Origin of the sequence: Mastigocoleus testarum BC008 (assembly GCF_001456025.1) — a bacterium.
In the GTDB taxonomy this organism is placed as follows: Bacteria; Cyanobacteriota; Cyanobacteriia; order Cyanobacteriales; family Nostocaceae; genus Mastigocoleus; species Mastigocoleus testarum.
The window spans coordinates 17657-31832 of the sequence record NZ_LMTZ01000023.1; the positions used below are offsets into that span (position 1 = coordinate 17657).

Annotated in this window: 9 protein-coding genes; 8 read left to right on the forward strand and 1 reads right to left on the reverse strand. The window is 37.1% G+C overall.

The genetic code is table 11. The features are described 5' to 3' along the window. The first annotated feature begins 462 nt into the window (after positions 1 to 462). The 4 genes from BC008_RS05210 to BC008_RS05225 all read left to right on the forward strand — a co-directional run bounded on the left by BC008_RS05210 (position 463) and on the right by BC008_RS05225 (position 8533). Positions 463 to 2268: a ShlB/FhaC/HecB family hemolysin secretion/activation protein gene (locus BC008_RS05210; protein ID WP_058183285.1), complete on the forward strand. Its 1806-nt coding sequence runs from the start codon at positions 463 to 465 to the stop codon at positions 2266 to 2268. An 861-nt stretch (positions 2269 to 3129) separates the two neighbouring features. Next, entirely contained in the window at positions 3130 to 5538 is a 2409-nt protein-coding gene (locus BC008_RS05215) for a hypothetical protein (RefSeq protein WP_058183283.1), read from the forward strand. Between the two features lie 94 nt (positions 5539 to 5632). Next, positions 5633 to 7150, forward strand: a complete 1518-nt coding sequence (locus BC008_RS05220; protein ID WP_027842852.1) for a ferritin-like domain-containing protein — start codon at positions 5633 to 5635, stop codon at positions 7148 to 7150. A gap of 39 nt (positions 7151 to 7189) precedes the next feature. Then, positions 7190 to 8533 carry a YCF48-related protein gene (locus tag BC008_RS05225; protein ID WP_027842851.1) on the forward strand — a complete coding sequence of 448 codons (1344 nt, stop codon included), beginning with the start codon at positions 7190 to 7192 and terminating at the stop codon, positions 8531 to 8533. 185 nt (positions 8534 to 8718) lie between these two features. On the opposite strand, the gene BC008_RS05230 is transcribed toward BC008_RS05225, so the two are convergent. Then, positions 8719 to 9735: a sulfate/molybdate ABC transporter ATP-binding protein gene (locus BC008_RS05230; protein ID WP_027842850.1), complete on the reverse strand. Its 1017-nt coding sequence runs from the start codon at positions 9733 to 9735 to the stop codon at positions 8719 to 8721. Between the two features lie 593 nt (positions 9736 to 10328). Here BC008_RS05230 and BC008_RS05235 point away from each other — a divergent pair. The 4 genes from BC008_RS05235 to BC008_RS05250 all read left to right on the forward strand — a co-directional run bounded on the left by BC008_RS05235 (position 10329) and on the right by BC008_RS05250 (position 14166). Continuing rightward, on the forward strand, positions 10329 to 10649 hold the full coding sequence (locus tag BC008_RS05235) for a hypothetical protein (RefSeq protein WP_027842849.1): 321 nt from the start codon (positions 10329 to 10331) through the stop codon (positions 10647 to 10649). Positions 10650 to 10972: 323 nt separating this feature from the next. Further along, positions 10973 to 11152, forward strand: a complete 180-nt coding sequence (locus BC008_RS05240) for an ABC transporter C-terminal domain-containing protein (RefSeq protein ID WP_058183281.1) — start codon at positions 10973 to 10975, stop codon at positions 11150 to 11152. A 574-nt stretch (positions 11153 to 11726) separates the two neighbouring features. After that, positions 11727 to 13085, forward strand: a complete 1359-nt coding sequence (locus BC008_RS05245; RefSeq protein WP_058183279.1) for a serine hydrolase — start codon at positions 11727 to 11729, stop codon at positions 13083 to 13085. A 28-nt stretch (positions 13086 to 13113) separates the two neighbouring features. Beyond that, positions 13114 to 14166 (forward strand): serine hydrolase, encoded by a 1053-nt coding sequence (locus BC008_RS05250; protein WP_058183277.1) that lies wholly within the window; start codon positions 13114 to 13116, stop codon positions 14164 to 14166. Positions 14167 to 14176: the final 10 nt, after the last annotated feature.

Consider the following 14176-nt stretch of genomic DNA (forward strand, 5'->3'; position numbering starts at 1 on the left):
GTAATTCTAACAGTACCCACTTTTGCATTTGATTTAATCTATATTCCCCAGTTCCTTAATATTAAAACTTCAGCGTTGCTGAATAGAGAATGCTAATTAAGAAATCGAATTATTGAAACATTGATTTTTTGTAGATATTTTGTACTTAAAGCATTACGCACTCACCAACGCCAAAATTTCTAATCTCAAGGCTTACAAACTACCGAAATCACTTTTGTCCTAGTTTCCAAGGAATTATGCCATTTAAGCTTCTATTTCACGTCAGGTGTGGTTCAGCCTTTTCAACATATTTTACTCTGAACGAATAAATAAAGCTTTAAATTAAATCAGAGTTTATACTGATTACTTGTTCTTTTTTAAGTACTTAAATGAACATGAGCCTTGGTTTTGAATAAAGTTTAGGATTGAGATTTCTAGATTTAATATTATCTTCACTCTAATTTTTATTTCCACTTTAATTTAATGGCTTTTGAAAAAGTGCTTGTGAAAATTACTACATCAAAATTGAGATTTGTTATTTGTAAGCTTTGTCTAAGCTTGAATTTAGTCGCAGTTGCAAGCTTAGCTTCATCAAAGCCAGTAAATTCTCAGGTAGTGCAAAACCCAAATGTTAACCGACAGGATATTGATATTAACCCTAGAAATATTGAACCGTCTCCAAATAAGCCATTCGAAGAACCACAAGCACCACAACAATTACCACCACCAGAAGATTTATTACCAAAACCTAGGTTGTCAGAACCAGAATTTACTTTACCAGGCGATACTTCTCGACAAATAACTGTAAAGCAGTTTGTCATTACTGGTAGTACTGCTTTTAAACAAAAAGACTTTGACAAGATTATTACACCTTATCTCAACCGTCCCTTAACAATTGCAGAGTTATTTAAAGTTAGATCGGAAATTACTAATCTCTATATTAGTAAGGGATACATTACATCCGGAGCTTTTATTCCACCACAGAAATTTAAAGATGGTGTAGTTGAAATTAAAGTTATTGAAGGGAAGCTAGAAGATATAAAAGTTAGAGGAAATCAAAAACTTAAACGCAGTTATATCCGGAGCAGACTTGCGAGATCGACCAAAAAACCCCTAAATCGGGAAAAATTATTAAAAGCCTTACAGTTATTACAAATTAATCCCCTAATTGAAAATATTTCGGCAAAATTATCTGCGGGAACTCGTCCGGGAGAAAGTCTTCTAGAAATAGAAATTCGAGAAACAAATACTTTTCAAACTTCTTTAATCTTAGATAATGCACGTTCTCCAAGTGTCGGTACTTTTCGTCGTCAAATTCAGGTTGGTGATACTAATTTATTGGGCTATGGCGATAGTATAAGTGGAAGCTATAAAAATACTGATGGTAGTAATTCTTTTGATTTTCATTATAAATTACCAATTAATCCCCGTAACGGTACCATATCTTTAAATTATGGAATTTCTGAGAATAAAGTTATTGAAGAGCCTTTTAATATTCTTGATATTCAATCTGACTCCCGATATTACGAAGTTAGTTTTCGCCAACCAATAGTAGAAAAAACTCAGCAGGAATTAGGTTTAGGTATAACTCTATCTCGTCGAGAAAGTGAAGCCAGATTTCTCGACGATGAAGTACCTTTTCAAGCCTCCGGTGCTGATGCTGAGGGAAAAACGAAAGTTAGCGCTATTCGGTTTTTTCAAGATTGGACATCTCGCGATCGCAAACAAGTATTCGCTTTACGGTCTCAATTTAGTATTGGGGTTGATTGGCTCAATTCAACTATTAATGAAACGTCCCCGGATAGTAATTTTTACGCTTGGAGGGGACAAATGCAGTGGGTACGTTTATTAGCAAAAGACACCTTATTACTGTTGCGTGGAGATATGCAATTTGCGGATCGACCACTAGTTCCATTCGAACAATTTGGTTTGGGGGGTCAAGAAAGTATTCGCGGTTATCGTCAAGATGCGCTGCTTAAGGACAACGGTATTTTTGCTTCTGCAGAGGTTAGGATTCCCATATTTCGCTTTTCAAGAAACAGAAGTTTATTGCAGGTTGCTCCTTTTATTGATTTTGGTACAGCTTGGAATCGTAGTGGTAGAGAAAGTACCAGTTCTAATTCTGACCCAAATACTTTAGTTTCTGCTGGTTTGGGCTTACGTTTACAACTTGAAGATCGCCTCAGCGCCCGTTTTGATTGGGGTATACCTTTAGTTTCTGTTTCTGGGGATAAAGATAGTTTGCAAGAAAATGGACTTTACTTTTCGATTATTGCTAATCCTTTTTAAGGAATTGGGGATTTGCTAGAGTTTAGACTCGCACAGGGAACCAGACTAAAAACTACAAAATAACCGGTAAACGCACTCCTTTAAGAATATTTCGCAAAAAAATTAAAATAACAAGCATAATACAAATTCTTTTGCTTTTTTAGGGTTTATTCTAAAGCCAACCCCACATTTTAATATACTAAGGCTTTCAGAAGTGCATAAGTTTGTGGGGTACGTAACTATTATATAGATACCTAGAAAATAAAAAAATCCCATAGCTTATATTGTGGTGAAGTAGAGGAAATAAAACAGAAAGTTTTATGACGCGATATGGTGGGGCTTCCAATAGCTACCATAAGATTTGTGAGCGTATTGCTCCGAAAATAGTAAACTACTAATCCTTAGGTTTGCTAGGGCGTTTCTTTCCATTCTCCACTAACAACCTTGCTCCAGGAAAATTACAAGAAGTACGTTTTACTTAAGCACGTAAAAATACCAGGGAAGAAATAATTGCATTTTTAGTGGTATTAGTAGCTGCTTGGGCTAGTATCTTCTCTATTGTAGTCAGTTTAGCTTGGGAGCAACGTGATTTTGTGAAAAATCGTCACAATGTGATTTAAGTTACTTGTTTGTTGAATATTTGTTATGTAATATCCATGAATAATTACTAATTTGGGTTTGAAAAGATTGAGAATTTACCCCAATAATTAAAAATCAAAATTGGATCTCACGAAATCGCATTGTACCCGTTTAGCTTTTACTCCTAAAAAAGAGACTGTATTAGCTATAACAAGTGCTGTACCCTAATTTTTTCATTGGAGTTCTTAATAAATTTGGGATTTTAAAAATAAATAGTTCTGACATTATAGAGGTCGTATAGTTATGACATTTGAAATTACACCCAATGTTTCAGTAAAACGAAATAATAACGGGATTGTTCGCCAACTTTATCACCCACGTCAGCCTTATACTGTCCGGAGATTTGCAGCAGATAGGAGTCTTGATGCAAGCTTATCCGCAGACGTGGAAATTGCTCCACGTGTAATCGCCGAACAATATGTTAGAGAAGTACTTCCGGCTTATCAGCTTGACTCTGAACTTTCTGCTGATTTGAATGCTGCTGTCGCAGAGGAAGTTATCCAAGAGGAATCGCGACTCAAATTTTTGGAAGAGAAGGTTACAAGAAATCAGGTTACTGTCTCTTACGCCCAAACCTACATGGGATTACTTGTATGGGAAGCTGGACTAACTGTACGAATGCGTAACCATCCCTTAAGTGTCACTAGTTCTCAGAGTGCGGTACATACTGAAATTGAAGTTGAACCTCCACCATCCGACGCACAATATATGCCAGAGCATATTAATGCAGATATCCTGGCAAATCTACTGGCTTTAGAAGCAAACAAACCACGTCCAGAAGTTAATAGCAAACGACTACTAATTTATCAGTACAATGCTGACGATCGCGGTAATGGATATGGCGAACCTGAAGAGAATGACGAAACACAAGTGCAAGTTGCGGCTCCAAAACTGATTCCACCTCCTATACCAAGTCATTTTCAGTCAGGACAGTATTATATTGTTGTTGAAGTGTTGTTTACTTTAAACGATCCTAATATGGGTTCCCTAAACTGGAGGGCTTTTATTGAACCAGAATCAGGGACAGTATTATATTTGTCAGCATTCATTGGATGCCTTGATGGTCATGTATACCTTCAGGATCCCTTGACAAAAACGGGCGATCAGTCGATAAAAGCTTCTTCTCCTGTTAGTATCTTAAATTCTCTACGAGATAGAGTTACTTTATTTGGTCTTCAGCCACCTCCTCAAATTGGTACTCCCCAGAAACTAGAAGGTGAGTTCGTAAAAATTGTGAATATTAGTTCTCCTAACTCAGTATCACCCACGACAATTCCACCAAATGATTTTTCCTATTCTGTTCCAACAGACGACTTTGCTGCGGTTAATGCTTACTATCACTGCGATCGCCTGTTTCGGATGATGGAGGAAATGGGCTTTGATGTAAAATCCTATTTCGACGGCACAACTTTCCCTGTATCAGTGGATCATCGCGTCCAATTCCGAGATAGATTTGGTAACTTAAGCAGCAATGTTGTAAATGCACAAGCACCCGGTAATATTTTCGGAAACGGGTCTGACGGATTTCGCTTTGCTCTTGTGGAAAAAGACACACAAGTGGGGATGGCTGTTGAATGGCGTGTGGTGTTACATGAATTTGGTCATGCTATCTTGTGGGATAACGTTAACTCTCCAAACTTCAAGTTCGCCCATAGTGCTGGGGATAGTCTAGCAGCAATTCTTAACGATGCAGAGTCAAAAGCCCCAGATCGAGGACTCACCTATCCTTGGACAATCATTCCTCGTCGCCACGATCATTCAGTTTCCTCTGGTTACGCATGGGGTGGAAATAAGGATGATCGTTTTACTGACCGCGCTGGTTATGAACGGGAACAGATTCTCTCATCCACTCTTTTCAAGTTATATCGAGCAATTGGTGGAGACCATAAAGATCTAGAAGTTCGTCGCTTTGCAGCTCGGTACGTCACTTACCTGATCTTTGAATCCATTGGAACTCTTAGTTCCACTGCTCAGCCAGAGGATGCACAAGAGTATGCAAATATCTTGATGGAAAGTGATATGAATACCTTGAACTTTGAAGGACAACCAGGGGGAACAGTTCATAAAGTTATCCGTTGGGCTTTTGAACAACAAGGTCTTTATCAACCTCCAGGTACCCCAAGACCAATAAATACAGCCGGTTTCCCTCCAGAAGTTGATGTATATATTGACGATGGTCGGAAGGGTAGTTATGAACCCTTGTCAACTTTTTCCATGGGAACAAATGATATTTGGATTCGCCACAATCCCGATCATGGCTTAGAACACCAAATTCCAGTTAGCGGAACTAATAATTTTATTTATGTAAAAGTAAAAAATCGTGGCATAACTCAGGCTAATAATATCAAAGCTAGTGCATTTGTAACTGAGGAAGAAGGCGATAAAATCTGGCCATCAGCTTGGGAAAATCTTACTGCTTCACCGATTTCTGCTGGTGCTTCCATCTCATCCAATAGTGAAGTAATCATCGGACCGTTCGAGTGGCAACCAAAATCAGTCGGTAACTATAGCCTCCTACTAAGCGTTACGGCAGACAATGATATTAGTAATATTGATTTGCTCGATGGGAATGGATCTATTCCAGTAGCAAAATTAGTACATTGTGATAACAATATTGCAGTACAAGAATTTACAGCGATCGCTTCCGAATAACAATTACAAATTTATACGAAATCAATCTTTCGATGAATAAAGCTTTGCAAAATTTTTCTTTTCTTCAGAAAGTTGAGCCAGTAACAGTATCGTTATGAATACAGAGAATCCAGTCAAAACCAGGGAAGATTTACTTTATCTTCTTTCCCAAGCAGCAGAATTAGAACACTCCCTTTCTTGTCAGTATCTTTTTACTGCTTTCAGTTTAAAAGAATTTACCTCGGAGGGTGTTTCTCAAGCTCAATTAACAAAGATTAATCGGTGGCGGCGGAGAATCAATGAAATTGCAGTCCAGGAAATGCTGCATTTAGCATTAGTTAGCAATCTGCTTACAGCTATAGGTGGAGCGCCATATTTTCGCCGTGCAAATTTTCCCCAAGCTAAAACCTATAGTTCTTTAAAGCTTCAATTCAAACTAGCGCCTTTCAATGAAACCACACTAAACCGTTATATTTGCTTTGAATTACCAAATAGTTTTGATAATGAGGAACAAAGAGACAATTGGACTCAGTTTTGTCAAAGAATTAGAGATGAGGAATTGCTCGCACTGATTACAGCACTACCAAAACCGTTGATTCCGAGAAAAATTGAATATAACACCATTGGAGAACTTTACGAACTAATCCGCCAAGGCTTTGAAACTATCGGTGAAAAATTATTTATTGGACCCCCTGACGCCCAAGCAACTGGGATTTTTCGAGAGATGATTCAGGTGAAAGACTTGAATTCAGCCATGGAAGCAATCGATTTAATTATCGTCCAGGGTGAAGGTTCTCCTAGCCGAAGAGATGACAGTCATTTTACTAAATTCACCAAAATTCGTGAAGAGTATCTAACTGAATTACAAAGCGACCCCAATTTTCAACCTACTCGTCCAGTAATTGAAAATCCCCTTTTAAGTCTTCAACAAGATAATACAACTCCTGGAGCCAACATCATTACTGATTCCTTAAGTCGCGATGTAGCGGAAATCTTAGTTGCTCTTTATGAAGTAATGCTGCAAATCCTCCTACGTTTCTTTGCTCATACTGAAGAAAATGAGGAGCAGATGTACATTCTCAAAAGTGCGTTTATTAATCTTATGCCTTTTGGCATTTCTCCTCTGGCTAGAGCAATTACCCAACTACCTGCAGGTGAAGATTTCCCAGGTATGAATGCAGGACCAAGTTTTGAAGTTTATGCAGATGTGCAGTTGCTTCCTCAGATGAGTAGTGCTTGGATATTTTTTCAAGAGAGGTTACAAGAAATTGCTCAGGCTTGTGACGCGCTGATTAATGGTTCTAGAACTGAGTCCTATCCCCAGTTACGAGAAGCTTTAACTGAAGTATCAACAGCACAAAAGAAAATAGCCCACACCATTTCTCTCGAACCTAATGGAGGAAGCTGGACAAATGGAATTTCTCAATTATTTTCACCGATGGATATAGATCATATGAAAAGGATACCCAGATTTCGCGTCGATCTTGGTGATTATGAGACTGTAAAAAATGATGCAGATGCAATTTTAAATTCAGTATCTTCTAGATCCATGCCTTTACTTCCTGAAGGTCCTTGGACAGAAGCAAGAATTAATCTATTTAAGAACTGGAAAGATAGTGATTTTCCCCTGTAAACCCAACACTTTATCCCTAAACAAGAGGAAATATTTATCATGACAAATTTTGCAAATTTAAATTCAAATACAAATTTACAATGGTTTCCAACAAATGCACCCATAGCTAGTTCGAGAACTGATGATATTTGGTTTATCGATCCTATGGTCGGTTGGGCTGTTAATAGTAACGGTCAAATCATCAAAACTACCGATGGCGGCGATACGTGGGTGGAACAACTTCAGGATAATGTTTACTTGAGGTGTATTGGTTTTGCTAATCCCTTAAAAGGATGGGCAGGAACTTTGAGTCGAGGAAAACGCCTCTACTCTACTGTCGATGGCGGTCAAAACTGGAAATTAATTGAAAATATTCTTCCCGAACTTGCTCCCTCAGCAATTTGCGGTCTTTCAGTTGTCAGTGAGTCGGTTGTTTACGGTTCCGGGACTAATTATCCTAATCGTCCCCCGCGTATGGTTAGAACTATTGATGGGGGAGCAACTTGGACTGCATGGGATATGAGCGAATATGCCACACTGTTGGTTGATAACTATTTCATTGACGAAAATCGTGGTTGGGTTGTTGGCGGAAAAGCCGACTCAAGTATTGCGAACCCCAGTCGTGATGATGTCATTCCAGTGGTTCTCTATACAGAAGACGGGGGAAAAACTTGGGTAAACCGAGTCGCTGATATTAGTGATTCTTTTCCGCTTGGAGAATGGGGTTGGAAAATTCAGTTTATCAATGAGAGCATTGGTTTTATCTCTCTAGAGAACTTTACTCGAGGTGCAATTCTCAAAACAACAGATGGTGGGGAAAATTGGGTCAGACTTCCCATTAACGATCCTCAAGGAAACGCCAATCTGGAAGGTGTAGGATTTGTTGATGAGAACCTCGGCTGGGTCGGTGGCTGGGGAGATGAAAATTTTGAAGGTGGTTATAGCAGTGAAACAAAAAATGGAGGAGAAAACTGGGAAGATGCAAATCACATCGGTCAATTTATCAATCGCTTTCGATTTTTTGGTAATCCCGTAACTGTTGGTTATGCTTCAGGTCTGACTGTTTACAAATATTCTACAGCACCAGTCACAGCGGCTTTGGCCGATAGGGTAACACCTTTAAGATTTCTAACAACCAATAAACCGGCAGTATTTAAAAAATCAGTAGATATCAAATATACCTTACCAGATAATGTCCAAAAAGTGACAATTGATATTTGGGATCGATTTGGTACTTATGTTCGCAAACTGGTTGATGATAGTAATCCTAGTGCTGGTCAAAAATCAGTTGTGTGGAACTGTAAGAATGACGCGGGAGAATCTTTACCACCTGGAATTTTTATTTACAGATTGACTGTAGATGGTAATGCGGAAAGTCGGGTAATTAGTTTAAAACCTCAATAAAATGTTACCAGGACTTACATGTAGATAACGCAGTTAAAGTGATTGTGACTTAGGATTAGCAAAATTTTTCCCATTGTGAAGTAGTAATCCCAAACACCCAATATATTGTTATGAGTGCATAGTCCTTACTTCTCAAAAGATGTCAAATCCAGGAAAAATACCCAAAGCTTAATGAGGTCTTTTCATTAAATAGAAAAATATAAAGGAAAAGACTTTGCATCCTTGGGTTTGACATATACCCTTTGTTGTGGCTCTAAGTTTAACTCATCAAATCTATCTCTGGTTAAATGCGCAGTCACAACTTGTCCGTCATCCAAAGTCAATTCTGCTTGAATTTCCCACCCCAGATGAATCAAACGACTTACCCGAGCCGCAACTGTAGTTCCATTGGGAGATGTTTCCACAATTATATCTTGGGGACGTAAAAACATTTCTGGGTGGGCGCTATCAAAACCATTACTTTGAAATATATTGGAACTACTCGGTAAAACATTTACTGGACCAATAAAACTCATTACGAAAGCTGTCGCAGGGCGATCATAAATCTCTGCTGGGGTACCAATCTGTTCCACTCGTCCCTTATTCATAACCACAATTTCATCGGAAACTTCCATTGCTTCCTCTTGATCGTGGGTAACGAAAACTGTAGTAACATGAACTTCATCGTGTAATTTACGTAACCATGCTCGCAAATCCTTACGAACCCTAGCGTCAAGAGCACTAAATGGTTCGTCTAGAAGTAATACTTTTGGTTCCGGTGCTAAAGCCCTTGCTAGAGCTACCCTTTGTCTTTGTCCCCCGGACAGCTGGGAAGGATAGCGATCGCCAAGCCCGCTCAGTTGGACTAATTCTAACAATTCTTCTACTCGCGCTTTGATTTTAGCTTTCTGTGCTTTACGAATTTCTAAACCAAAGGCAATATTTTTGCACACGGTCATGTGCTTGAACAAAGCGTAGTGCTGAAATAAAAAACCAATGTTTCGTTCTTGAACGCTTTGATAAGTGGCGTCTTTACCTGTAAGTAGTATTTTGCCACTATCTGGTAATTCTAAACCAGCAATTAAGCGTAACAATGTAGACTTACCCGAACCAGACGGTCCCAATAATGCTACAAGCGAACCACTTCCAATTTCTAAACTAACGCTATCAACAGCTTTGAAGCTTCCAAACTGCTTGGATACGTTTTCTACTATTATGCCCACGCTTGTAGCACCTCGGAATTAATCTACGGTTTGTTGGTAGGGATACTGTATTTTACATATACCATATTATTGTTACTTGATTAAATGGCTCGCTGCTATAGATACAATGCATTTTTTGTTACAGAGTAAAAATGTATTGGTAACGCAAGAAGTGGTATACCAATTCTGTATAAAGTTGCGCTAAATAAATTCTGTAGAGACATTACATGTAACGTCTTTACAATAAAATAAATTGCATCTTTATACAAAAATAGGATTAAGAGCTAATTAGTGGTTGTTATGCAAAACTGGTTTTTTGTTAAAAATTGACCTGGAATAAATTAAGACACAAAGGTAGATTAAATACTTAAGTATGTAACAGCCATAAATTTCTTACAGATACCCGGTTGCTTTTTCAAAGTGACTGGGCTTTGTTATCAATTTAGCTATAAATTACTGAGAATTATTTTTCCCCAAATTAAGCGTACTCTTCTTCGCTTGATTAAAAATTACCTCTTTAGGATTACCCCTTCAGGTAAATTCACTCGGCACAAACCAGTAATAATATATTTATTAGGTGTACAAATGTAAATTGGCTAAAGGAGGCGTCCGATATGTCTCGTCTCAATCAAACCTTTCAAAACTTTTTCATTCGTCTAGGAAGTTTTTTATCTGTTTTATTTAGAGGTATTTCGGGCTTTTTCGGCAAAATATCCAGTTCTATAAATCAATTATTCGGTTTTTCTTCAGAAACTAAATACTTTGTAGAATCTGAAAAACCACAAGATGTTAATCTAACAATAGATACTCCATCAACTGTTAAAGATTTAACAAATACAGTTAACACAACTACGAGTAGTTTTAATAATCGTAAACCTCGCCGAACTGACATGGACTATTTCATGGATATGGCTCAAAAAGTCAAAAAAAACTAGAAATATCTGAACTTAATCTCAAAAATTGTAGAGTTGAATAAGGGAGTAGGGATTTCCAATCAATTAAATATTCTATTCTGTGGGGTACTGTTTGCAAAAATATGAAATTAATCTACAGGTAAGATATGTAGCTTACCTTATGATATCCTTCCCTTAAATCTTTAAAAGGTAGAGACGTATTATGTTGCGTCTCTGCCTGTATTTGTTGTTACATTTATAAAAAAATTTCAAATTGATAACTTTCTGACTTTTATCTTTAGAAGGTGACTATTTTTTGAAAAAAGAGTCAATATATAATTAGAGATATATTCAATTGACGTACTATGTTTCCTTTTTGGAATAACTATTGCTGTGGTGGTCAAACAGCTTCCTACAAGACTCATCAGGAACGTAAGCTGACATTCCTTAGAAGAATGCGCGACCATTTAGAAACAAGAATAGCAGCTCTAAATGCAGCTATTGAGAGTATAGAACGCCAGATGAATCAAGAGGATACAGCCTAATATTTGATTTCTAATTGACAAAATGCAATATCAATACATACTCGGTTTCCCCATAAACCGAGTTTTTTTAGCAAAATTCAATCCCCTCTTGCATTTAAAAATACTTGTATGAAAAATATCTGCACAAAAATGACTTGAATTAGTAATAATATTAAATTTTACCTTTTTTCATCTTTACCTAAATAATAATTTGCTGGTATTCTTTGCAAGAATTGATTGTAACTTAATTACTTTTCTAAATGATGCGAGCTTTCCACTAAGTACTTCTAAATCAGAAGATATTCTGTAATTAATTTTTGATATTTGACTCTTAAAACAATTAGGGGTTATAAATTAAAATCTATGACTTATGGTATATACCACTAGGAGCTAGCCATTAACTGTAGAAATAAGTTATTTGTAATTGTGAGTAAAACTATGTATGATAATCATTTTTTAGAAACTCCTTTATATATATTCTAAACTTTGCATTAAGGAAAATTTTTAGAGAATCACCTTAGAAAATGTAAATATTGAATTTAATAAGTTAAATCAATTCATAAGTTTTATCAGGGATAGTATTTATATTAAATTAATGTCTTTTTATCGATATTTAGTTACTACTTTTTCTTCTATCATCTTTTTACCAGCATTTTTAGCCTTTCCCGAGTCAGCTTCAGCACAGACAAAGTTATCGGGAGAATATTCAGCAGAAAATTTAACTTCTCGAAATTTAATTTCTCGAAATTTAACTTCTCAAAATTTAACTTCTCAAAATTTAACTTTGGTTGCTGAGACATCTCCCAAAGCAAAATTATTTGTCCAATCTCCAAATTCTACAGGCGATCTACCTCCAAGAAACGAGGTTAATCAATCTTCAGAAACTGAGGCTAATGAATCTACCGAAACAAAGAATACTCAATCCCCAGAAACTGAAGTTAACCAAACAGTAACACCTAAGGTCGATCCCTCTATTGAAGCTGAAGTTGGTCAACCTTCAAAACCCAGTCAAAATAAATCTCCAGAAACTGGTGTTACTCAATCTCCGCAACCTGATGTAAATAAATCTTCAGCAACTGAAGTTAATCAATCTCCAAGCTCTGAAGATACAGCCTTGAAGGAAGTGATGGCTGAATTCGATGCTTTACCTGGTGAAGTGAGTTTCTTAGTCAAGGAAGGTGAAGCAACATTAGTCCAGCTCAACAGTACGGAACCCCTTGCAGTCGCTTCGGCTTTTAAACTTGCTATTCTCAAAATACTCAAGTCAGAAATTGATTTGAATAAGCGTTCTTGGAATAATATTGTAACAATTCAATCAGACTGGAAAAGTTTACCATCCGGTATCTTGCATGGTTGGGAAGATGGTTCGCCATTAACACTTAAAAGTCTTGCGACTTTGATGATATCCGTAAGTGATAATACAGCGACAGATACTTTAATAAACTTACTTGGGAGACAAACAATAGAATTAACTTCACCCCGTAATCGTCCTTTTCTCACAACTCGAGAACTTTTTGTTTTAAAAAGTCCACAAAATAGAATGTTGCTCAATCGTTATCGTCAAGCGACAGAAACTCAGCGTCAGTCACTTTTACCTGAAATTGCTAAACTTCCGCTTCCTACTATCAGTGAATTTGAGGGAGTAGACCCTGTTGCTATTGATGTGGAGTGGTTTTTTAGCGCCCAAGAATTATGTGGAATTATGGCAGAAGTCGGACACTTATCGTTAATGGGTATTAATCCAGGAATGGTTAATCCTAAGGATTGGGAAAAAGTTGCATTTAAAGGTGGTTCCGAACCTGGAGTTTTAAACCTCACTAGTTGGTTGCAGGGAAAAAATGGTAAAAGCTACTGTGTAGTTGCTACTTGGAATAACAAGGATGCACCTTTAGAACAGTCAAAATTTTCTAAACTCTATAAAGGAGTATTATCTGTTCTTGCAAACAGAAAGTAAGCTTTATTAGTAACTATTGGGCTAAAAAATGTTTTCCCGTTTCTGTTTGACAATTTTTTCTGCTATTTTCTTGTTTTCTGGGTCTTTAGTATTTCCTGCTTCAGCAAAAGCAGTAGTAAATTTACCACCACAGTACTTAGCTGAAACTATTGTGCAAAATCAAACTTCTGCTGAAACGATTTCTCCAAAAATAGCACTGGAGCGATTATTTACTGCAAAAGAAATCAAATCTGATTGGTTTGCACCCATTTTTGTGAATCAGATTCCTGTCGAACAAGTAAAGTTGATAATCGCGGATATTAAAAAGCAACTGGGAACCTATCAAGAAGTCAAACAAAATGGTAGTGACTATTTGATTATTTTGAGTAAAGGCTCTGTTCCGACAAAAATAGTTTTGAATTCAAAAAAACAAATCACAGGATTATTATTTCAAGCTCCCAAGCTTAACATTGGTAGTCTAGAGAAAGCATTGGCTGAATTTAAAGCTTTACCGGGTAAAGTCAGTTTTTTAGTTAAGGAAGATGAATCAACATTAGCTGACCTCAATAGTAAAAATCCACTTGCTGTCGGTTCAGCTTTCAAACTAGCCGTACTCCAAGCACTCCAGCAGGAAATTACTTTAGGAAAACGTTCTTGGAGTGATGTAGTTACATTTAATGCAGAGTCCAAAAGCTTACCTTCAGGAATTTTACATAATTGGCCAGATGGTTCACCAGTAACAATACAAACTCTTGCAATCTTGATGATATCTGTAAGTGATAACACAGCAACAGATATTTTAATCAATTTGCTCGGAAAAGAATCACTGGAATTGATTTCGCCTCGCAATCGTCCTTTCCTCACAACCCGCGAACTATTTGTTTTAAAAGGTTCCCAAAATCGTAAATTACTCGGGGATTATCGCAAAGGTGATTTAGCCAAACGTAAATCGCTTTTAGTCGAACTAGCAAAATTTCCACTTCCGGATGTTAGAGAATTTGAAGGAACCAACCCTGTTGCGATTGATAGTCTAGAGTGGAATGGCACTAAGAAAAGCCACAAGCTATGCAAAATAAGCACTATAGCTTTTCAAGCAATTTAATAATTAAAGG